Consider the following 22,668-nt stretch of genomic DNA (forward strand, 5'->3'; position numbering starts at 1 on the left):
GTTAATAATCAATTGACAGATGTGGAAGATTCCATCCACCTTTACCGATCTTTTTATGGTTCATCTGGTTGATGCATACTTTTAACTTGAAAAGTTATTAAATACCTTCAGGTTGACTCACTCTTTCACAAAATGACATTTGAATATTAGTCACTAAGTCGTAAGATTATCGATAATTTTGGCAGAATATTTTCCATTGCCTCCGGTAAGTCTTTACAGTAAAGCGTTTGCAGAGATTATTTTCTGATCCAACTTTAGGCACTTCCAACTTTAGGCACTTTTCCGCTTTATGCGGGTTAGGAGTAAGTAAACAAACGCTGTCTTCACCTACTTATCAACATAATTGATAGCACTCGGATTCTAATGATTACCGGCAGAAACATTCTTCTCCATGCGATGGGTGGAACTGCATGGACTTCACTTCAAATATACTGAACAGGCATCGATTGAATGCCCGAGGCTTTTCTGCTGCATAATATTCCTTGACATTATTAGCATAGCATGAAATACATTTACAATCCATGGAGCTATAATAGAATGTCCCCCAAAAAGAGGCCTAATAAAATGAAAGACCCAACGAAGAGATCATCTGCTCCCTTACTTCCGAAAGAAAAAGAAGGTCTGCTGAAAATGAACCTTGACCCAATTATTAAGAATTTAAGGGTCAAAACAAATAAGGATTTAATATCGCAGATAAGGTCATCACGAAACAATAATCAATTTATTTCACTGGTTCTTATGGATGGCGTCCAGCTTTTACCCGAAATGATTCTTCCTCTTTTCGAGGTGTTACAAAAAATTGGGAAAACTAAACACTTGGATGTCTTTCTCTACACCACTGGTGGTGCAACAGAAGTTCCGTGGAGAATTGTAAGTTTAATTAGAGAATTTTGTGATGAGTTTACAGCCATAATCCCGTTCATCGCCTTAAGCGCAGGCACACATATTGCTTTGGGAGCTGACCAGTTATTAATGAGTGAAATTTCGACCCTCGGACCGGTAGACCCTACTACAAGACATGCACTTTTGCCAAGAGATAAAAATGACCAACCAATCCCTGTTTCTGTGGAGGACCTAAAAAACTGTATCAAATTTATATCTCAACAATTGAAAGACCAGGATGAAGAGCTAAAATATACGCCTACGGATATGACCAATATAGTGAGTAAGCTCTTCGAACATATAGAACCACTGGCAATTGGGGCGGTGGAACGAGCCTATGGTTTATCGCGATTAGTGACCCGTAAAGTTTTGGAGACACATTTAGACGCCAGTAAGGATAAAGACAAAATTGACACTATTGTAAATAAAATCGGGGGGGAATATTTTTCTCATTCTTTCCCGATTACGAGAAGAGATGTGGAACAGGAATTAAAGCTAAAGGTCGAGAAGCCGAGTGCCGATTTATTTGACAAAATATGGGCACTTTACGAGTATTACCGAGGAGCATTTTCCGTCCAACAAGATCTTCAATTAAATTTTGAACAAAAAGACCAAAAGGGTGTTACAATAGGAACATCAACTATACCGATCCTTATAAGAATATTAGGTTTTTTGGATTCCGAAACTGAAAGAAGGGCATTGTTACAGTTACGAACCATAAAAAAAGAGGGCGATGATATAAAAGAAGAATCCATTTTTGTTAGATGGCTAAAGCCTTCAGAGACGGAATTACCAGTTGATTCTCCCAACTATTTCCTTGCTATTCCTGAACAACCTGTTCCTCAGCAACCGCCTTCGCTTTAATGAAAAAAGCTAATCTAAGGAGAACCGTTATGAATAATATGTCATTAACTGGAAAAACAGAAGATAAGGATATTGTTGACCTGGAATTTCGTCAATATGATTCTATCAGTGTTTCTCCTGAAAAATATGATCCAAATATCCCTTTCGAAATATATGGGGATTCAATAGTTAAATCCTTATCATCTCCCATAAGCGCAGTTTTACCAGATGACTACCTTTCCGAATCTTCTTGCATAGAAAGTTAGGGTCATTTTCCATAAAATCAATTTTGTTTTGAGTCGAGTAGTCCGATTTCTCCCGATACAGTAAGTTGAAGTTTGTTTTCTCCGTTTACCGCTTGGTTTCCTGGCGGTGCCACATTATTTCAACCATGTATCCGTTGGCTCCAGCCCTTCACAGAGCTGAACATCAAATATCTATATGCATATCATAATCGCTAAGGCAATCCCATCATTAATTACGGTTTGAAATTCTGCATCTTTGCCGAGGTTGACGATTTGTGGATAACAGGAAGAAAGACATTTTAGACAAGTACGCTTAAACCGGATGAGCCCAAAAAAATCACAGGTCGTCATGGTTCTCACGTCCCATGCGGTATTTGATGTCGTAGTTGATGATGAAGTCCAGTTCTTCCTCGGTGAAGCCGTAGTGCTGGGCGAGGACGCGGTCGATTTCGTCAATGATGGGTTTGGATTTTTGAATCTTAAATGACTGAGTTTCGGTGCGTCCGGTTTGACGTTGTTGGCGGACTAACATTGTGCTGTTATTTTTCAAGTCTTCCAGATAGATTCCACCGAGCTGGTCCAGTTGTGGATCACCAAGGGCTGTATCTGGAATGGGGAAGTTTTGAATGTCATAGGGATTAAGATGCCGGCAATTTGACGTTATGGTGTACCACCACCAGAAGATATCACTGCTCAAGGCAGCGATGGCCGCCTTTACCATGTCCTTCTGGGCAAGGGCAAACCAGGTTTCCCGCGTCGAATGTCCTTCTACTCCGTTAACGCTAAATGCCGGCGGAAAATCGGTGAACACCTTCCAATATAAACCACCATCTGTGCGGTAATACACCCGATGTTCTGTATCTCTCATGAAGTGATTCAGAAGGGTTTTTACCTGGAAGACCTTTTCGAGAAGTGATTGCTCTATTGTTTGCCCCAGTTTCGGCACCCAAAAGGCAGGGCGCTGGCGGGGGACAGGCATGTAATATAAACCTGCCATGAGTAGGTCCCGGTTGTCTGATGACCATTTCTGATAGTTTGTGGAAAATGTCTGCCCCTGTTTTGCAGGGGTAGCTGCAAAGATAGTCAGGGCACGGTTGACCGTGTCGAAAAGCTTGCCCGGTCGCCAGGAATAATTGGCATACCAGGCATTCCGGCCTTCCTCCAGAAGGACTTGCACCATTTGCATCCGTTGTGTGGACACCAAGGCTAAGGGAACGATCATGCTCATGCATCCATGCTGTTGTAACAGTTGTAGGCTGCGTTCAATACACAACGCATGAATAGTACCGTTTTCAATACATGTTAAGTTCTTCGGGAGATAATCGGCTTCTCGCATTTCGAGATACGGCGGATTGCCGATAATCACATCGAAACCGCCTCCGTTAAGGATACCGTGGAACTCGACGAACCAGTGGAAGGGCTTGTGGACGGACAACCATTTGTCATAGGCGCCTTTTCCCCTTTGATTGATTCCATATTCGTTAGCCAAGTAACGATTGAGTTCGTGTTCTAAGTTTTTCAGGCGAACGCAGAGCGCCTCTTTATGGGCGGTCGGGACTGAACCGTCACCTTCAAGCTGGCGTTGTCGGAAGGCGTCAAAGTACTGTTGAATATCCGCCACTTTGACGGCAATGCGCTCCATACTGTTTTCAAAATCCAGCTTGCTGGTAACAGCCTTCTCAACATCGGCGTAAGTCGCAAAACCCACCAGGGTATTTCCCGCCTGTATGTTGAAGTCAATATCAGGAAGGGGTTCGATGTCCTCCATCCGCTCTATCTGGGCAACGAGCTTGAGGAAGAGGCGAAGCTTGCAGATTTCTACGGCCTCGTCCATGATGTCCACACCATAGAGATTGTTCAGGATGATGGACTTCATGATGAAGTAACGGGGATTGGGGTGCTGTTCAACGCGCTTCAGGATTGTGCGAAAGTCGCTGAATTTTTCCGGGCGGTGTTTTTCACCGGAGCGTTCCAGGTCGTCTATAAAAACCTCCATCCTGTTTAGGCAAGCCTCATAGAGGGGTTCGAGGATATTTAGGGCGGCAAAAAGAAAGGCCCCTGATCCACAGGTCGGATCGAGGATGGTCACGCTCTCGATGGCGTGCCAGAAGGCGCGCAGGAGTTCCGGCCCTTCGCTGTTTTCGATGACATCCTGGGCGAACTGGCGGATATTGAGGTTATAGGTAATAAGATCATTGATGTCGCGGATTTTACCGCCTGAGAGTTTGCCTCTTACTTCTTCATAGCGCTTGCGCCGTGCGACCACCTCCCGCCAGATTTCCGTGGGGAGTGCATATTCAACAGGGGCAGGTTTGTTCCATTCCGTCCGCTTGGAAACGTCGTTCAGTCCCACCGCAATATCTTCCGGCAACGGTAGCTCAACGCCCTTTTTTACCGCGTCATAGATGTAGCGGTCGGGATCGGCCTGGAGTAACCGCCAGAGGGAATGATCACCTTCAAAGGCAATCCTGCATTTTTGCCGCGCCCTGTCAAAGAGAAAGGGGATGATCGTGTTCTTGCCAATGTACCCGGTGATGTCCTCCTTGGTGTAGTAGGCGCCCATCTGCTTCTGGTTGATATACTTTTCAAAGATGTAGCCCAATACATCGGGATTGATTTCGTTATCTGCCCGAAGGGGACGCTCATCCAGGTGCCACTGATACTGTTCGAAGAACGTAAAGAGGTTTTCAAAGGCAGTATCGGCAATCTGAATCTTTTCCCCGTGGAGTTCCTCGATCTGGTGTTTCAGAAACAGGCCGCCGTTGAGATAGGGTACCTTGCCTAAGAGCCTGTTTACGGTCTCGGACCGCTCGGCTTCATTTTTCGCGAAACCTTCAAAAAAGAGAGGGCAGAGGAATTCGCTGTAGAAGAGGTCTTTGCCGTTTTTCTGGTGTGCCTTGAGTTTGTTGCGCAGGTAATCGGCATTGCCGTCCATAAAATTCTTTTTCTGGATAAAGTAGATGAACATCAGGCGATTGAGCATAACGGAGGCATACCAGCGCTGCATCTCTTCATCGGGAATGCCTTTGAGGAATTTTAGGAATGCGGCGTGCTCGGCCTTGAAGCGGTCATAGAAACGCTTGGTAATACGGTCAACGTCAAAGGCAGCGCGGGCGCGGCCGGTCACATCGGGGAGAGTGAGGATGTTCTCTTCTTCAAGGCTGAAAACAATGCTTTGCAGTTTCTGGATCAGGGCGTCACCGGGCTGATGGCGGCGATAGGTGTGTTCACGGCACGCTGTCGGCTTGCCTGCCTCCCGCTTGACCCACTGCCAGATCTGCGTTGTCTTGTTTGTGTCCGTGTAGATGATGAGGTGCTCGTGGACTGCCCTGGAGGTCTGTTGCTCGATTTTCCTGCGGGTCGGGTAATCGGGAAGACCACTGCTGGGTGAGCAGTTAAAAGCAACCATGCCCCTTTTCTGGGCTATTGCGGTCAGGGTAAAGTTCTGACCGTCGATGGAAATATCTAATCGGGACTGGTGATGATCCCACCCAAGTTCCTCAATGAAGAGTGTTTGAAAATCGAATTGTTGCAGAAGTTCGCGGGTTCTTGTGAAATTTAACGTGGTCAATGATTCAAAATCCTCATCGTTCTTGCGGCAGGGTTCCCCCCGTTTTAGGTTTATTGTTATGCTTTCGTCTTCTTAAGTCTTCGACACTATAAACATAATTTTTACCTACAACACTAAATGGAAGCTTTCCTTCTTTCGTCCATCGCCGCACTGTGATTTCAGCAACTTCGAGGTACTGTGCCGCTTCCTTTACCGTGAAGGTTTGTGGAACATCGTCAAATACCTCTTCGTATTTGTAATAATCTTTTTCAAAACCCTTGCGGGCGATGATCGCAAACAGCTTTTCCCTTTCACTCACAGGTATGGCTACGATTTCATTGTATATTTTTTCTGCCGTGTTCATGTTTTAAACCTCACTCAGATAATTTTTTAGATCCCTATAGAAATTTTCGTGTGTGCCTACCATGTAAAAGATGAGACTTCTTTCTTTTTTTTCATATGCCATGAGATATTCTTGTTTTTTGAACTTGAATTTGTGCACCCGAAAACCTGTCAGATCGCTCTTTTTGCTTTCGCCAATCTCCGGATTATCGCATATTCTATCCACTTCGTCCCGTATCACAACCTGGAACGGTAAGGCCTGTTTTTTGACAAATCTCCTGAATAGCGGGGTGAACAGAATATCCATGACTACTTATTTGATAACATATTTAATCATTAAAGTCAACATTGTAAAATTATTCATTCGCTCTTGCCGAGTAATCCCATCGAACAGATGATTCTTGGCTCCTGTGCCTGTTCTTCTTCATGGACGAGGCAGAGGCGGCCTTCGTCACGGAGGGCGACGACCAGTTGGGCCAGGATTTCATCAGAAATGCCGCTCCGGAATTGGCGGTTCAGGGTATCCGTCGCTGATGAGCGTAACGGGTAGCGGTAAATATCGTCTATGGCTTTGAGAAGTTCCTGAGACTCAAAAAGGGTTCCTCTGATTTCTTCTGCATAGCGTTTCAGGCGTTCGTAGGCGCGATAGCGCGCCCCCGAAGGCCGCCCAAGTTCACCACCGACAGATTTTTCTTCTTCAATAATCAACTCAACGCCCTTTTTGACAAGTTCGTGGTGTCTTTGATGCCGATTCAGCGCCGGGGTCTCAGGCTTACATTCCGCAGCTTTCAGTATGGCAAGCTGGGATTCGGTGACACTTTTACCTTCTTTATCCACCCACACCAGGGCGTCATTGCCTTCGGCGGTGCGTAAATAGACAAGAATGCCATCGGGTTCCTTGTCTGTCTGTCGGTGTGCCTTCGTGGAATAGCAAACATTCGGGAGTTCAGGGATAATCTTTTGCAGTCGGGGATCGCGGGTGACGGCATTTTTCCAGATCTGGTAAGCATAGGATGCCAGGTCTACTTCAGAATCAATATCTCCGTCAAGAATCCCCGCCTTTTCATTGTAAAGATCGACGATGACCTGATCGTTCCGGTCGTCTTCAAAAAATGCTTCATCAGTTCCCACGACCTCGGCATTTTCCTGCAACCGTCTGCGCACCCGTGCCCGCAGGCCTATGATACGTTCGACACCGTCGGCAGGGAGAAAGGAATAGCACAGAATATTTTCTGACTTCTGTCCGATGCGGTCGACGCGGCCGGCTCGCTGGACCAGGCGAATGATTGCCCACGGGAGATCGTAATTGACCACGACGGCGCAATCCTGCAAATTTTGCCCTTCGCTGAGGACATCGGTCGCGATCAGCACACGCAGTTCATCTTCAGCACTGATCCGCTCGCGCTTGTTATTGCTTTCAGGACTGAACTGCCAAGCAAGTGCTGTGGGGTTCGGTGAATCGCCCGTAACGCCTGCGAGTTTTTGAATGCCACGTGCACGGAGTCGCGATTCCAGGTAGCGGACGGTATCGGCAAACTGCGTAAAGACGATGACCTTTTCTGACGGATGCTTTTCTGTCAGCAGCTTTTCGAGCGTGGCCAGCTTTGCATCCTTGTAAGCATTCCATTCCCCGCATTTCTGCAGGACTTTCAATAGTGACTGGGCATCGTTGTGCAGGTCTTTGCCGAGCGATTTTACAAACAGATCAGGCCGCAGCCACCTGAAACGCGTTTTGAATTGTTCCGAATACTCCGTGTAAACCTCAGATGCGCGTAGCTTAAAGTCCTCTTCTGTCCGCAGGGCATCTGTCACAGAGGGTTTCTTCTCATCATCTGTATTTTCATCGTCGAACATATCAGTGATAACGTCTGTTGCGTCCGCATCCTCGTCAAATATACGGGCATCCAGCAACCCTGCGTCCTGTGTGCCGATGGGAAGGGGATGTCCCTGTTCAATGGCGAGGAGGTAGATGTAATTACGCAAAATATGCCTTTCGATGGATTGAAGAAAAGCCTGCCCGCCGCTTTCAAGACGCTTGAAAAGGTTAGTTCTACAAAAGCCCATGAGCCTTTTACCGGCACGAGAGAGATCTTGTATGACCCTGGCTTCGGCTTGCGTCGGAGGACTGTGGGGTGATGCAGTTAAATAATTGCCTAAACCATAACGGGGCAGACTAAGGCCATTGATGGTCTCTACTACATCCGGTGAATAAAGCCGTGCGTATTGATCGTTGGGGTCCGCGTCGTTTATTTCAAACTTGATTGTTTTTGGCCGACGTTCAGGGAAATACGACCGTGTACCGTCTTCAAAAGTTAGATATTGCCGTCCCGTGGAAACATCCGTATCGGCGTAATTCTCCTGGATAAAACTTCGCGTCCGCCTGACCAGATACAGTCGCATAAGCTCTCGCCAATCGTCAGGATATTCACTCTTTTCAAAGGCGGCGAGAGAGCGGTGGGGGCATTGAAAATGTCTGGTAAATTCAATCTCACCGAGTTCGCGCAGCAATCTTTCCGGGCGGATACCTATGTCCCTGTCTTCCTCAACAAAGAGACGCAACTGGTTGGCAAGATCGAGATAGGTCTTGTTGTACGGTGTGGCGGACAGAAGAATACATTTGCTCTCATTTTCCTGGATGTATTCATGAATTGCCCGGTAACGTTTCCCTTCACGGTTGCGGAGGTTATGACTCTCATCAATAAGGACAAGGCGGTAACGACGTAAATCGGGGAGTTCATTAATCGCGCGCGAAATGGAAAGCACTCTTGCTCTCAATCTGTACTGGTCACGATAGTCTTCCCACATGGCGACAAGATTTTTCGGGCAGATGATGAGGGTTTCCAGGCCGTGATCGTCCTCGAAGATGCGGGCCAGAGCTGTAGCCATCAAGGTCTTGCCCAGTCCGACTACGTCACCGATAAGCACGCCGCCCCGTTTGTTGAGGTGGTGTGCCGCAATCTTGACCGCCGCCGTTTGAAACTCGAAGAGCTTGTTGCCAAAATCCCGGGGGATGCGAAATTCAGACAGCCCTGAACGGGCCTCCTGTGAGAGGTGATAGGCCATTTTTACATAGATGTGATAAGGAGGGAGCAATTCTTCCCGTGCCCAGCTTTCCTCTATAATTCTAACCAGTTCATCCGATATGTCCAGGCACCAGCGGTCATTCCACCTGTCTTCAAACCATTTTGACAACTTCTGACAGGCGTCGTGATCAAGAACATCCACGTTAAGTTCACCCTGCTGTGACAGACCTGCGAACGTCAAATTGCTGCTGCCTAAATAGCCTATCGTTGGGTTGATGGGATCGGGGCGGAAAAGAAGGTAGAGTTTTGCATGAAGAGGGTGGCGGAGGAAGAGTTTGACGATGACCTTCTTTGCTTTTATCTGAGTAGCGAGACGGCGTAATCCGACTTCATCATCATTCGTCGGGATACCGATTGTTAACTGGTTTCGAAATTCATCAGCTAATTTTTTCTTCAGGAGTTGAGCGGTTTGATTATCTATATCGGTTGCGTCACGTTTGAGGAGGCTCATGGCTGTCCGGAGTTCTTCCTCCGGCAATCGCTGCATCCCCACAAGCAGGCGGCAGCACTGTCCTTCTCCCCCTGACCACTGCTCGATATAGGAATCTAACTGTTTCCAACCACGTAGATTGAAATAGCCGACACAGAAATCGGCGCGATCGGCAAGGTTCAGGGTTTCTTGTAAAGCAGTCAGCAGTTGTTGATCAATATTGTCAAAGATGCGTGGCATGTAATCATCCTTGTAAGATTATGATCCTGCCTGAAATTAGGTTGCGAGGTCAATTATAAGAAAATAACACAGAAAACTTATCAGATAGTACGTCTTTTATCAATGCAAAATATCCAGGACACTAAAAAGGCTGATCTTATTGGGCATATCTTGGATGTAAGAGCTTTTACGGACAGGAAGGGATCACAAGGGACATGGGGGGATCATTTTGTGGTAGGGCAAAAAGAAGAGCAAGGGTTAATAAAGTCCTTGTAAAAGATGGTTTTTTTGGTAAGATTTCTTACCTGTCGGGCGGGAACCGTTTCAAAAATTAAAGGGAAATTTGGCGAAGAAATTCCAGTTATAGGAGAAAATTAATGGGAAAGTTGTTTGGTACCGATGGTATAAGGGGTATTGCCAATGAATATCCGATGACGGCGGAGATGGCCTTGAATATTGGTCGGGCTACCGCACACCTCTTCAAACGGAAGGGTCATACCCCCAGGATCATTGTCGGGAAGGATACCCGCATCTCCGGTTACATGTTTGAAAATGCCCTTGTTGCCGGGATCTGTTCCATGGGAGTGAATGCCATCATGGTCGGAGTCCTCCCCACACCGGGCATCGCCTTTTTAACCAGCAGCAACAAGGCTGATGCCGGCATTGTCATTTCCGCCTCCCACAATCCTCTTCAGGACAATGGCATTAAGATCTTTTCCGGTGAGGGATTCAAGCTTCCCGATGAGAAGGAACTCGCCATAGAAGAGATGATTTTTGCAAACAATATGCACACGCTCCATCCCTCACCCCGGGAACTGGGGAAGGCTTACCGCATGGACGATGCAGGGGGCCGGTACATTATCTTTTTGAAACATGCCTTCCCCGGGGAACTCACGCTGGAGGGTACCAGAGTTGTCCTTGACTGCGCCCATGGCGCTGCCTACAAAGTGGCGCCGGCGACCTTCTCTGAATTAGGAGCCGAAGTGACCACGCTCTTCGATCAGCCTGATGGCAAAAATATCAACGTCAATTGTGGATCCCAGCACCCTTTTGTGCTGGCGGAAGAGGTCTTAAAGAGAAAAGCTGATATTGGGTTCGCCTTCGATGGAGACGGTGACCGCCTTGTTGCTGTTGATGAAAGAGGGACGGTGTTGACAGGGGATCAGATTCTCGCTATCTGTGCCAGCGTACTGAAAAAGGAAGGCAAACTGACCAATAATCTGGTGGTGAGAACCGTAATGAGCAACATCGGACTCAGCATTGCCTTGCAGGAATTGGGTATAGAATCGGTGATAACCGGGGTAGGAGACAGGTACGTCCTCGAAGCAATGCTAACTAAGGGGGCAGTCATTGGCGGTGAGGATTCAGGTCATCTGATCTTTTTGCAGCATCACACGACGGGAGACGGGATTATCACGGCCTTACAATTGGCGGCGGCGATAAAAAAGGGAGAAAAACCCTTATCCGAACTCGCAAAGATCATGAAGGTATTTCCCCAGGTTCTAATCAATGTGGAGGTGAAAATAAGACCTGAAATATCCTCGGTACCGGCAATCGCCCAGGTGATTAAAGAGGTCGAAAAAAAATTGGGGGATAAAGGAAGGGTCCTGGTACGGTACTCGGGGACCCAGAACATGTGCCGTGTGATGGTGGAGGGACCGAATCATGAGGAAACCGAGAGATACTGCCGGCAAATTGTAGGGGTGGTCAAAGAGAGGCTGAACTAAAACGATAGACTCGACAGGGGCAATCATTTTTATTTAATATTTATTTAATAAGAACTTCCTTCTGGCTGGCGGAAGTAGAGGTGTAATAATTATGGTAGAGCGTGAACGCAGAAGTTATAAAAGCTTTGCGGAGGTAAAAGAGACACTCTCGCCTGCAGAAGAACGTTTTGAGCTATGGCGTAATACAATAGGGTTGTTTCTTGGTCCATTAATAGGCTTAATCATATACCTTATTCCAATGCCTGCATTAACTCCAAAGGCACATGTACTGGCAACCATTCTTGCGTGGATCGTTGTATGGTGGATCACAGAACCTGTTCCCATTCCGATAACTGCCTTGCTTGGAGCTGTGCTCTGCGTGGTTTTTGATGTAGCAAGTGCAAAAGTGGCATTCGCTCCATTTGCAGACCCCATCATCTACCTGTTTCTGGGGAGTTTTATCCTGGCAGAGGCCATGTCCATACATGGACTGGATAAACGCTTTGGGTTCGGAATCATGTCTCTAAAATGGGTAGGTAACAGCACAGGGCGTATCCTCTTCGCATACGGACTTATCTGTGCATTTCTGTCCATGTGGATCAGCAACACTGCGACGACAGCGATGATGTTCCCCATCGGTCTCGGTATTATTTACGCCATGGGAGACATCGTTGAACAACAAACCGGAAAAGTAGTTGACCTTACGCGTCTGCGCTATGGCACCGGTATGATGTTAATGGCTGCATTTGCCTCATCCACAGGAGGTATCGGCACACCTGTCGGGTCACCGCCGAACCTGATCGGTATTGCCATGATCGAAAACTACTGCAAGGTAAAGATACCCTTTTTCCAATGGATGCTCTTCTGCATCCCCTTACTCGTATTTTTATTTATAGTCCTCTATTTCCTGATGTACTGCCTGCATAAACCTGAGTTAGCAAATATAGAGGGCAGCGCTGAATATTTACAACGAGAAAGAGCGGAATTGGGAAAGTGGAAACCAGGAGAGAGAAACGCGTTAATTGCATTTTTGATAACGGTTGCATTATGGGTTATACCTGGCATCCTCGCAGTTATATATTCGACAGGCCACCCGATATATAAAGCATACAGCAAAATGATGCCGGAAGGCGTAGCCGCCCTTATAGGTGCGGGGCTCCTTTTCCTCCTTCCGGTAAACTGGAAAGAGAGGAAATTTACCATATCATGGAAACAGGCAACCAAAATAGACTGGGGTACGCTACTGTTGTTCGGCGGAGGCATCACACTCGGTAGCCTTATGTTTGACACGAAACTGGCAGAGGTCATCGGTACGGGATTACTTAAGCTCAGTGGTGCAAAATCCGTCTGGGGTATCACGTTCGCTTCCATTTTCATTGCCATCCTGGTGAGTGAAACATCATCGAACACGGCTTCAGCCAACATGGTGGTGCCAGTCATGATAGCCCTTTCCATGGCTGCGGGAGTCAACCCTATACCGCCTGCCATTGGGGCAACTTTAGGGGCAAGCTGGGGCTTCATGATGCCTGTATCCACACCGCCTAATGCCATTGTCTATGGTTCCGGCATGGTCCCCATTACGAAAATGATACGGGCAGGCATCTTTTTCGACATTGCAGGTGGTATAGTTTTATGGGTTGGTCTCAGGATACTCCTGCCACTTGTCGGTCTTGCTTAGGAGTGATTGGTGAAGCCCTCCGCTCACAGGGGGGTATGGCACCGATTAAATTAAGGGGAACAGGAGTTTGAAATGCTTGAAATCACTTTGAACGAGATTGCGGAAAAAATTCTCCACCTGGATGAGGCATCCTTAGTCAGTTTGTGGGGGAAATATAAGGATAAAATGGAACATTTCGATACCTCAAGGGAATGGGAGAAATCGGTCATCATTTTCTTTATCATCAATTCCGTAAGGGTTAAGAACCATATTTTCAATGAACAGATTATCAAAATACGGGGAAAGGAAACTACACCCCCCAAATCTACAAAAGGAAAACCGCATTTAAGATTGATCAAATAATGGATAGAGAACCGGCCATTAAGAGGATTGAGGAACTCAGATCCCTGATCAATTATCATAACCGGCGTTACTATCAGCTCGATGATCCGGAGATATCCGATGCTGAGTATGATAATCTCATGAGGGAACTCCTTGAGCTGGAAAACCAATTTCCGGAAATTGATGTTACCTCTTCTCCCACCCAGCGTGTCGGAGCGGCGCCCCTTGAAAAATTCAGCACCGTAGCGCACCTCACACCGATGCTCAGCCTTTCCAATGCCTTCTCGGAACAGGAGATTATTGATTTCCATGAGCGAATAAAGAGATTCCTGAACGCAAACGAGAAAATCCGGTTTGTGGTGGAACCAAAACTTGATGGCGTGGCGGTAAACCTCATCTACGAAAAAGGGTTACTGGCGGTTGGCGCAACCAGGGGAGACGGGTCTGTGGGGGAAGACATTACTGTAAACCTCAGGACCATTCCTGCAATTCCCCTTAAAATGCTTGTCACCAAAGATACACCCGTACCGGAAAAGATTGAAATCAGGGGGGAGGTTTACATGGAGATTGAGGCATTCAAGAAATTAAATCGCAGGAGGGTCCAGGAAGGCGAGCCTCCTTTTGCCAATCCCCGGAATGCTGCAGCCGGATCCCTGCGGCAGCTCGACTCAAGGATCACCGCCAGAAGGCCACTTGATATATTTTGCTACGGGATTGGCATGGTTACGGGAAAGACCTGCAAAAGCCACCAGAAGGTCCTACAGACACTTTCCCTGTGGGGATTCAAGATCAATCCTCATATCAGGCAGGCCAACGATATCCATGAATGTATTCAATACTATCATCAGATAAACGAAATTAGACATGAACTTCCTTACGAAATTGACGGCATCGTCATCAAGGTTGACGCCCTCGATCTCCAGGAACGCCTCGGCGCTGTCTCCAGGAGCCCCCGGTGGGCCATTGCCTGTAAATTTCAGGCGACACAGGAAACAACCGTGATCGAAGACATCATCGTCCAGGTTGGACGGACAGGTGTCCTGACCCCTGTCGCGGTCATGAAACCGGTCAGGGTGGGTGGTGTCACGATCAGCCGTGCAACACTTCACAATGAGGACGAGATCAGGAAAAAGGATGTCAGGATCGGCGATACTGTTATCGTTCAGCGGGCGGGAGACGTAATCCCGGAGGTTGTAAAGGTGATAGAATTAAAGAGATACGGTACGGAGAAACTCTTCACCATGCCCTCCCTCTGTCCTGAATGTGGATCAGAGGTTGTTCGGCTCGAAGGGGAGGTTGCCAGCCGGTGCATCGGTCTTGCATGTCCCGCCCAGATTAAAGAACGCATCAAGCACTTTGCCGCGCGGGGCGGCATGGATATTGAAGGACTGGGGGATAAAATCGTCGCCCAACTGGTGGAGACGAAAATCATAAAAGACCCGGCCGACATCTACTTCCTGAACAGGGAAAAATTGCTGACCCTCGAGAGGATGGCAGACAAATCGGCAACCAATCTCCTTAATGCCATAGGGCGTTCTAAAACCCCCCCTCTCGAGAAGTTCATCTTCGCCCTCGGCATTCGTCACGTGGGCGAGCATATCGCCAGGATCCTGACAAAGGAATTCGCCACCCTCGAGGCCCTCATCGGGGCAACAGAGGAAGAGTTGATGGCAATCAGGGAAATTGGTCCCGAGGTTGCGGGCAGTATTGCCAAATTCTTCCGTCATCCGTCCAACCTCAGGGTAATGGAGAAACTAAGGGAAGCCGGTGTCAAACCTGTCGGGACGGCGCCACGTCCCTCGGCCCCTCTCGCCGGCAAATCGTTCGTTTTTACAGGTACGCTTAGCAATTTCACCAGAAGTGAAGCCAGGGAAATTGTGGAATCATTGGGTGGCCGGGTGTCGGGGGCGATAACAAAAGATACAGATTGCGTTGTTGCCGGTAATGCGCCCGGTTCAAAACTTCAAAAGGCACAATCATCAGGGATTGCCGTCATTGATGAGGAGGAGTTCTTAAGACTTACCGGCGGAAGGCGAGATAAATGAAGAGGATACATGTTTTTATCTCTGGGAGGGTTCAGGGGGTTTTCTTCCGGGCAAACACCCAGAAGGCCGCCCTGTCTTTTAACTTGGCGGGATGGGTGAGAAACCTTCCGGATGGCAGGGTTGAGGCGGTATTCGAAGGGAATGATGGAGATGTGGATGCCATGTTAGAGTGGTGCAAAAAAGGTCCTCCCTTCGCCCGTGTTATGGATGTTAAGGTCATTGAGGAGCCCTTTTCAGGAGAATTCCGGCAGTTCAGCATTCGCTATTGAAAATATTTCGAGACCTATAAAAAACGCGGCTCTTCGCAGGGCAAAACATTTTTTCGATCATTCTATCGCCCGCTTAATTACTGGCTGCCAGATAATACTTGTTTTTTTATAACTTGGCGATATAATCTATAAGGCAAGCGTTCAGCCGTCAGCGATTAGTAATCAGTAAAACAAGTCAAGACAAGCATGAAAACTCGTCCTGAAAGTTGTGAACTTCCCCTCGTATCCCCCTGTTTTCGCTGAAAACTGAAGGCTGGCAACTGAATGCTTACAATAATGAGGAGATGGCTGTTATGTTTAAGGAGGAGGCGCTGCGAGAAATAGAAAAACGGAAGAAGGAGTGGGAAGAGAAAACAATAAAAGCCTCTATGAAACGGTTTGGCATTGGGGAAAATCCCAACAAGTTCTATAGTCCAGAGGATGTTAAAGATTTTGATTTCCTGGAAAAGGTTGGATTTCCCGGGGAGTACCCGTTTACTGCGGGGACTTATCCCACCCAGATACCCGGTGCCGGTCCTGTTATCGGCGGTGGTTTCCTGGAAAGTGGCGGAGGTCTAACCAGAGCGGGACGTTACTCTGGTTATGGCACGGCAGAAGATACCAGAGACTATTATTGTAAGATGCAAGGCTTGGGGCGAGAAGGAGGACCTAATATTGCTTTCGACCTTCCCACTCAATGTGGTTATGATTCTGACCACCCTATGGCTCGAGGTGAGGTGGGCAGGACGGGGGTAGCCATAGATACATTGAGAGATTTTGAAGTCCTTTACGAGGCATTTACCGATGACAGAGACCTGGACAGGATAGCCTCTGACTGGACTATTAATGCCCCGGCTAACATAATTATCGCCATGTACGCTGTTCTGGCTAAGAAGAGGGGTATCCCCCTTGATAAGCTTAAGGGGACACCACAGAATGACATTTTGAAGGAGTTTGCGGCTCGCGGTACCTATATCTTTCCACCCGCTCCCTCAATGAGGATGGTAAGGGATACCATTACTTTCTGTACCAGGCATATGCCTTCAATGAATGTAATCAGCATTTGCAGCGGTCACATTCAGGAGGCTGGCGCTACTCATCCACAACGACTGGCTTTCTACTTTGCCAATGCCATTGCTTATGTGCAACTGGGAATTGATGCCGGGCTGAACGTAGATGACTTTCTTCCCAGATTTACCTTTCTCGGTTTTGGTGGAAGCATGGAGTTGCTTAGAGAAGTGGCTCTCTGGAGGGCAGGGCGGAGGATGTGGGCCAGGATAGTAAGAGATAAGTTCAAAGCAAAGGATATCAGATCCTACCGCATGCGGATGCCCGGGGTTGGTATGTCCGGGTATAGTAGCATGACCAAACAGCGTCCCCTTAACAACTTGGTGCGCGCCACCTTTGCCGGTATTGCTGCTGCCCTTGCTGGATATCCTCCCAGTTGTGAACCTCCTTATGATGAGGCATTGGGGTTAGGATGGAGTCTCGAGGCAATGCAACTATCCCTTGATGCTGCAAGGATTATCCAGTATGAAGGGAAGCTGACCGAGGCACTTGATCCTCTGGCAGGGTCTTATTATATAGAAGCGATGACGAATCAGCTTGAGGAGGAGGCGTGGGATATCCTTAATAAGATAGAGGCTATGGGCGGTGCCGTGGCTGCTATTGAGAAAGGTTTCGTACAGAAGGAACTTGCCAGGAGTGCCCATCAGCACCAGAAGGAGATAGAAACCAGGCAGAAGATAGTGGTAGGGGTAAATGCATTTCTCGGGGAGAACGAACTGGAAGTTACCACTAACAGGCTTGTCCCCCATCCCTACGATCCTGAGAGGAGAACTGAAGCAGAGGAGAAGCAGATAGCAGCTCTGACCATGGTGAAGCGAGAGAGAGACAACGAAAAGGTAAAAGCTACCCTGAAGCGGTTGGAGGAGGCAGCTCATGATGAGAAGGTAAATCTTATTTGCCCCATCATGGAAGCAGTTGAAGCCTATGCTACCCTCGGGGAGATATGCGATGTTTTAAGGGGGGTATTTGGAGAATATACTGAAGTTTCCTTATAGTAAAGGGGGAGGTGTTAAAATGGAACAGAAGATTACAGAAGGAATAGCCGATTTTGTGGCAAAAACAAGTTATAACCAGCTTCCCCAAGAGGCTATAAGTGCTGCCAAAGGATGCATCCTTGATTGCCTCGGCGTGTCTTTGTTGGGATCAAGGGAGGAGGCAAGCAGGATCATGATTGAATATGGCAGGAGATCTGAAGGTAGCCCTGAAGCTACGGTATGGACGGGCAAGATTATGGTCCCAGCTTCTCAGACCGTCCTTATCAATGGCACCATGGCCCATGTTTTGGATTATGACGATTATTCCCTTACCTGGCTTGCCCATCCCACGGTAGCAATCTTTCCCGCAGCACTGGCCATGGCAGAAAAGTGCCATCGCCCGGGTAGGGAATGTCTACTGGCTTATATTTTAGGGGTAGAAGTAGGGGGGAAACTAAGTGCCGCGTTCGGCAACACCCATTATCTCGTGGGATGGCACAATACAGGAACTCTGGGCAGCATCGGAGCAGCGACAGCCAGTGTAAAGATATTGAACCTGGACGTTAAAAAGATAAAATTTGCACTGGGAATCGGCGCTTCCCTTGCCAGTGGATTGAGACAGAACTTTGGCAGCATGACCAAATCCCTCCATGCAGGGAGTGCAAATAGGAATGGTATCGTGGCAGCGGAGTTAGCAGAGGCTGGTTTTACCTCGGACGAGAATATAATTGAAGCCCCTTTAGGGTTCTCCAAGGTCTTTGCCGGTGGTAAGGAACAGCCTCTGGATGGGGTGCCTGGGTCTTTAGGTAATCCGTTTGAGATTGTCTCTCCGGGCCTTACTATAAAACCTTACCCTTCCTGTGGTGGTACCCATCCCATGATATATGCCATGTTAAACCTGAAAAAGGAACATGATCTCTCCCCGTCTGAGGTTACTGAAATAGAATGTCGCGCCAGCCGTGCTTTACCCAATATATTGATCCATCATCGTCCGCATCAGGGATTGGAGGGTAAGTTCAGTATGGAGTTTTGCCTGGCTGCGGCACTCACTGACGGTAAGATTGGTGTGGGACAATTCACGGATGAGAGCATCAACCGATCTGAGATCCAAGACCTTATTTCCCGGACAAAATTTGTCCATCCTGAAGACTGGAGTGAAGATATCATCTCTCCCCAGGAGGTGGTTGTCAGACTAAAGGATGGCAGAGAGTTCTCCCGAAAGGTTTCCTTCGCCGATGTCCCGGGTTCTCCCAGGAATCCGATTACCTGGGAGGAGCAGTGTAACAAGTTCAGGGACTGCGCCCAGATAGTTCTTCCTGCAAAAAAAATAAACGAGATTGTCGAGTTGGTATTACATTTTGACGAACTACGGGATGTTAATGAACTGACAAAATTGCTGACTTAAAGTGGACATAAGTCGTAAGTCGTAAGTCATAAGTCGTAAGTCATAAGTCATAAGTCATAAGTCAGAGGTCTGGAGTAGAGAAAGAAGAGTTGATCGCTGACAATTGGTAACCGACAACTGACGTGACTGCCGATCCCTCTTATTACAAAGGCAGGTTCAATGAAAACGATATTTGCGCCCTGGAGAATGGCATACATAAGAGGTGAAAAGCCGGAGGGTTGCATTTTTTGCAAGAATTCCATCAGGGTGGATGAACTTGTTCTTTTCGACGGAGAAACCTCTTTTGTGATGATGAATCTCTATCCCTATACCAGTGGACACTTGTTGATTATTCCCTTCCGGCACGTAAGCCAGGTAGAAGACCTTTTGCCAGCGGAGAAACAGGAGATGTTTGACCTTGTGGATATTTCCGTGAGGGTCTTAAAGGAGGCCTTGAAACCGGAGGGTTTTAACATAGGCATGAATCTGGGAACAGTGGCAGGCGCCGGGGTAGATGATCATTTTCATATACACATTGTTCCAAGGTGGCGTGGTGATAGCAACTTTATGAGTGTTCTGGGTGAAGTACGCGTGATCCCTGAGGATGTTTCCCGGACATGGGAACTCCTTATGCCATATTTTAAAAAATATCATCGGGAGGATTGAAATGAAGGTTATATATACCATTATCGTCGTATTAGTTGTACTGTTTATCATCACGTTTTCATTGGAAAATACGGTGCCTGTCCAGTTAAAATATTACGATCTCATAAATGTTACCCTGTCGACTTACCTGTTGGTTTTTATTGTGTTTCTTGTTGGTGTCGTCTTTACGGGATTTATGGGGATCATGGAGAGATACAGGCTAAACAGGACAATGGCCAAATTGAATAGAACACTCAGAGACTTAAGGAGAGAGATTAAGGCAAGCGAATTGCCGCCCTCTCTCGAAGAGACCGTCCCTACGGATCAAGGGTAAATGTTAATAGCGCTTTATTTCAAGGGGTTCGAGGATTCAAGAACCCCTTGAATCCTTTATCAAGTTACCTTGGATAGAACTTTTCTTCAAATGGATCAAACAACGCTTGAGAATCAAAACGTTCTATGGCACATCTACCAATGCCGTCAAAATCCAGATATGGATTGCCGTCTGCGCTTATCTTCTGGTTGCCATTAACCAGGCATGTCTGCGAAATTTGGGATCAATGGGGAAACTGAACAACTCCAGGACAGCCGGTCTTTACATCCATATTCCCTTCTGCCGGGGGAAATGCAATTACTGTGATTTTTATTCTGAAACTTCTCTTCACCAGATTCCCGATTTCCTGAAGGCGCTCTTCAGAGAAGTGGAAATCTACCGCCAGGTATTCAGCCGGTTTGACACCCTTTACCTCGGTGGGGGTACCCCTTCTGTCCTTACGATAAGAGATTTTGCAGGCATCCTGTCACAGGTTGATAAAACCTTTTTCCTTCCTTCCGATGCGGAGATTACTGTGGAGGTCAATCCGGCAGATGTTGATCTCAAGTCTCTTGAATCTCTCCGTCAATTAGGGGTAAATCGTCTCCATATAGGCGTCCAGTCGTTTGACGAGAAGGTCCTGTCCTTTCTCGAACGCAGACATACCAGAAGTCAGGCTGTACTGGCCATTGAATCTGCTCAAAGAGCCGGATTTAACAACATGGGACTCGACCTGATTTACGGTGTCCCCGGGCAGGACAGGCAATCCTGGCTTGACGACCTGTCTCTAACTGTATCATTTGATGCGGCGCACCTTTCCTGCTATCAGTTAACCGTGGAAGCCCATACACCTCTCGGGATAAGGCACCAGAGGGGAGAATTTACCCTTCCCGATGAAGAGGTACAGCATGACCTGTTTATAGAAACATCCGAAACCCTCGAGGATGCGGGATATGTCCATTACGAGGTATCGAACTTTGCAAAAGATCTTAGTGTGGCATCAAGACACAACCAGAAATACTGGAACCATACACCTTACCTCGGTCTTGGTCCCGCCGCCCACTCCTTTATAGACAAACAACATTCCTTTATAGACAATAGACGCTGGTGGAATCACCGGTCTGTTGATCAGTATATCAGAGACATAGAAAAAGGGAAACCACCCGTTGAGGGAGCGGAAACCCTGACAGGCGGGCAGTTGCAAATGGAAGCCCTCTACCTTGGCCTCCGCACGAAAAAGGGGATCCACCTGAGAAATTTTTCCGTCCAGTATCAATGCGACCTCTTATCTGAAAACGGCAAAATACTGGCCGCACTCGGTGAGGCGGGATTAATCGTCATTAAAAACGGTTATCTGTCTCTCACCCGTACCGGCCTTGCCGTGGCTGACAGTCTGTCCCAAATAGTGGCAGCTTCCCTGACAAATACTCCTTTTTCAAAGCTCTCAATCAACGATAGAAGGGGAGGAGATGTATGCCTTTTCAACTTACAGAAGAACAGGAAATATTCAGAAATTCTCTGCGGGGCTTTTTAGCAGAGAAGGTAGCGCCGAGGGCGGCTGAAATTGACGATAAGGATGAGTTTCCAGGCGACGTATACAGGACCCTTAGTGAAATCGGTGTTCAGGCGATATTTTTCCCGGAAGAGTATGGTGGATCGGAAGGGGACCTCGTAACTTGCTGTCTGGCTACAGAAGAGATCAGCAGGGTTAGTGGAACCATGGCTGTTCTCACAGGCCCCCCCTTATCCCTTGCTTCTGCTGCATTCAGACTGGCTGGTACTCATGAACAGAAGACCAGATATCTACCCAGGCTGGCAAGTGGTGAATGGCTCTATGCCATAGCCATTACGGAGCCGGATGCAGGGTCTGATGTTTCCGCGATAAGAACCACCGCTGTACTCAGGGGTGATCATTACATCTTGAGTGGAACAAAACGGTTTCATTCAATGGGTGACCAAGCTGATGTGACCACGGTTTATGCCAAGACCGATGTAAGCAAAGGAGCAAAAGGGATTAGCACCTTTGTCGTTGAGAAAGGAACCCCTGGTCGGATTATCTCTAAGAAGGAGAAGATGATGGGTATAAAGGGCATTGCCTCCTGCGAGGTGGTCTTTGAGGACTGCCGTATCCCCAGGGAGAACCTCCTCGGCAGGGAAGGTGATGGATTTAAGGACGTAATGTATACTCTGGATGAGAGCCGCCCGATAGTGGCTGCCATGGGTGTGGGATTGGCTCAAGGTGCCCTCGATTATGCCATAAGCTACGCAAAACAAAGGGTCCAGTTTGGCAAGCCGATTTGTGAATTTCAGGGAATACAGTTTATGCTGTCAGATATGGCGACTCAGATTGAGGCAGCCAGGTATCTGGTTTACAGGGCTGCTACTGTTGCCTTAAATCGCAATAGAGAGAGTATCATGCTTGCCTCCATGGCTAAATATTTTGCCAGCGATGTGGCGATGAAGGTAACCACGGACGCAGTTCAGATCCTCGGTGGGTATGGATATACCCAGGAGTATCCTGTGGAAAGAATGATGAGAGATGCCAAGTGTTTTCAGATATTTGAAGGAACCAACCAGATCCAGAGGATTGTGGTAGCAAGGTCACTGCTGGTATAAATTCGTATCTGCTCAAATTGCCGGAAAGGAGATTGCTCTCCTGGTAGACGAACTTAGACAAGAAAGGAGGCATAAG

The 22,668-nt window shown here is 47.6% G+C and carries 17 protein-coding genes and 1 pseudogene; 14 read left to right on the forward strand and 4 right to left on the reverse strand.

Going from position 1 to position 22,668, the window contains the following annotated elements:
- Positions 1 to 564 precede the first annotated feature (564 nt).
- Together QMD03_03610 and QMD03_03615 are read left to right on the forward strand one after the other, a co-directional pair.
- Positions 565 to 1,746 (forward strand): hypothetical protein, encoded by a 1,182-nt coding sequence (locus QMD03_03610; GenBank protein MDI6776318.1) that lies wholly within the window; start codon positions 565 to 567, stop codon positions 1,744 to 1,746.
- A gap of 29 nt (positions 1,747 to 1,775) precedes the next feature.
- Complete coding sequence (locus QMD03_03615) at positions 1,776 to 1,991, forward strand: hypothetical protein (protein ID MDI6776319.1); 216 nt, start codon at positions 1,776 to 1,778, stop codon at positions 1,989 to 1,991.
- 316 nt (positions 1,992 to 2,307) lie between these two features.
- On the opposite strand, the gene QMD03_03620 is transcribed toward QMD03_03615, so the two are convergent.
- The 4 genes from QMD03_03620 to QMD03_03635 are packed head-to-tail and all read right to left on the reverse strand — an operon-like array spanning position 2,308 to position 9,615.
- Positions 2,308 to 5,541, reverse strand: coding sequence for an Eco57I restriction-modification methylase domain-containing protein (locus tag QMD03_03620; protein ID MDI6776320.1), 3,234 nt, complete (start codon positions 5,539 to 5,541; stop codon positions 2,308 to 2,310).
- A 13-nt stretch (positions 5,542 to 5,554) separates the two neighbouring features.
- The gene (locus tag QMD03_03625; protein MDI6776321.1) at positions 5,555 to 5,884 is read right to left on the reverse strand and encodes a helix-turn-helix domain-containing protein; all 330 of its coding nucleotides are present in this window, start codon (positions 5,882 to 5,884) and stop codon (positions 5,555 to 5,557) included.
- A gap of 3 nt (positions 5,885 to 5,887) precedes the next feature.
- Positions 5,888 to 6,169, reverse strand: coding sequence for a type II toxin-antitoxin system RelE/ParE family toxin (locus tag QMD03_03630; GenBank protein MDI6776322.1), 282 nt, complete (start codon positions 6,167 to 6,169; stop codon positions 5,888 to 5,890).
- A 53-nt stretch (positions 6,170 to 6,222) separates the two neighbouring features.
- Positions 6,223 to 9,615: a helicase-related protein gene (locus QMD03_03635; protein MDI6776323.1), complete on the reverse strand. Its 3,393-nt coding sequence runs from the start codon at positions 9,613 to 9,615 to the stop codon at positions 6,223 to 6,225.
- Between the two features lie 356 nt (positions 9,616 to 9,971).
- Here QMD03_03635 and glmM point away from each other — a divergent pair, with 356 nt between their 5' ends.
- The 12 genes and pseudogenes from glmM (at position 9,972) to QMD03_03695 (ending at position 22,592) form a co-directional block, all read left to right on the forward strand.
- Positions 9,972 to 11,321, forward strand: coding sequence for a phosphoglucosamine mutase (glmM, locus tag QMD03_03640; GenBank protein MDI6776324.1), 1,350 nt, complete (start codon positions 9,972 to 9,974; stop codon positions 11,319 to 11,321).
- A gap of 91 nt (positions 11,322 to 11,412) precedes the next feature.
- Positions 11,413 to 12,978, forward strand: a complete 1,566-nt coding sequence (locus QMD03_03645) for a DASS family sodium-coupled anion symporter (GenBank protein ID MDI6776325.1) — start codon at positions 11,413 to 11,415, stop codon at positions 12,976 to 12,978.
- A 72-nt stretch (positions 12,979 to 13,050) separates the two neighbouring features.
- The gene (locus QMD03_03650) at positions 13,051 to 13,320 is read left to right on the forward strand and encodes a hypothetical protein (protein ID MDI6776326.1); all 270 of its coding nucleotides are present in this window, start codon (positions 13,051 to 13,053) and stop codon (positions 13,318 to 13,320) included.
- The gene (gene ligA / locus QMD03_03655) at positions 13,320 to 15,344 is read left to right on the forward strand and encodes an NAD-dependent DNA ligase LigA (protein ID MDI6776327.1); all 2,025 of its coding nucleotides are present in this window, start codon (positions 13,320 to 13,322) and stop codon (positions 15,342 to 15,344) included. Before QMD03_03650 ends, ligA begins: the two co-directional genes overlap by 1 nt.
- Positions 15,341 to 15,613 carry an acylphosphatase gene (locus tag QMD03_03660; GenBank protein MDI6776328.1) on the forward strand — a complete coding sequence of 91 codons (273 nt, stop codon included), beginning with the start codon at positions 15,341 to 15,343 and terminating at the stop codon, positions 15,611 to 15,613. The genes ligA and QMD03_03660 overlap by 4 nt, the downstream gene beginning before the upstream one ends.
- Positions 15,614 to 15,906: 293 nt before the next feature.
- Entirely contained in the window at positions 15,907 to 17,655 is a 1,749-nt protein-coding gene (locus QMD03_03665; GenBank protein MDI6776329.1) for a methylmalonyl-CoA mutase family protein, read from the forward strand.
- Between the two features lie 19 nt (positions 17,656 to 17,674).
- The gene (locus tag QMD03_03670; GenBank protein ID MDI6776330.1) at positions 17,675 to 19,039 is read left to right on the forward strand and encodes an MmgE/PrpD family protein; all 1,365 of its coding nucleotides are present in this window, start codon (positions 17,675 to 17,677) and stop codon (positions 19,037 to 19,039) included.
- Between the two features lie 159 nt (positions 19,040 to 19,198).
- Positions 19,199 to 19,684 (forward strand): HIT domain-containing protein, encoded by a 486-nt coding sequence (locus QMD03_03675; protein ID MDI6776331.1) that lies wholly within the window; start codon positions 19,199 to 19,201, stop codon positions 19,682 to 19,684.
- A gap of 1 nt (position 19,685) precedes the next feature.
- Entirely contained in the window at positions 19,686 to 19,997 is a 312-nt protein-coding gene (locus QMD03_03680) for a LapA family protein (protein MDI6776332.1), read from the forward strand.
- Between the two features lie 70 nt (positions 19,998 to 20,067).
- Positions 20,068 to 20,193: pseudogene (locus QMD03_03685) on the forward strand (transposase).
- A gap of 30 nt (positions 20,194 to 20,223) precedes the next feature.
- Positions 20,224 to 21,510 (forward strand): radical SAM family heme chaperone HemW, encoded by a 1,287-nt coding sequence (gene hemW, locus QMD03_03690; protein MDI6776333.1) that lies wholly within the window; start codon positions 20,224 to 20,226, stop codon positions 21,508 to 21,510.
- Positions 21,450 to 22,592: an acyl-CoA dehydrogenase family protein gene (locus QMD03_03695; protein ID MDI6776334.1), complete on the forward strand. Its 1,143-nt coding sequence runs from the start codon at positions 21,450 to 21,452 to the stop codon at positions 22,590 to 22,592. Before hemW ends, QMD03_03695 begins: the two co-directional genes overlap by 61 nt.
- The last annotated feature ends 76 nt before the right edge of the window (positions 22,593 to 22,668 follow it).

The sequence above is a fragment of the Syntrophales bacterium genome, assembly GCA_030018935.1.
In the GTDB taxonomy this organism is placed as follows: domain Bacteria; phylum Desulfobacterota; class Syntrophia; order Syntrophales; family CG2-30-49-12; genus CG2-30-49-12.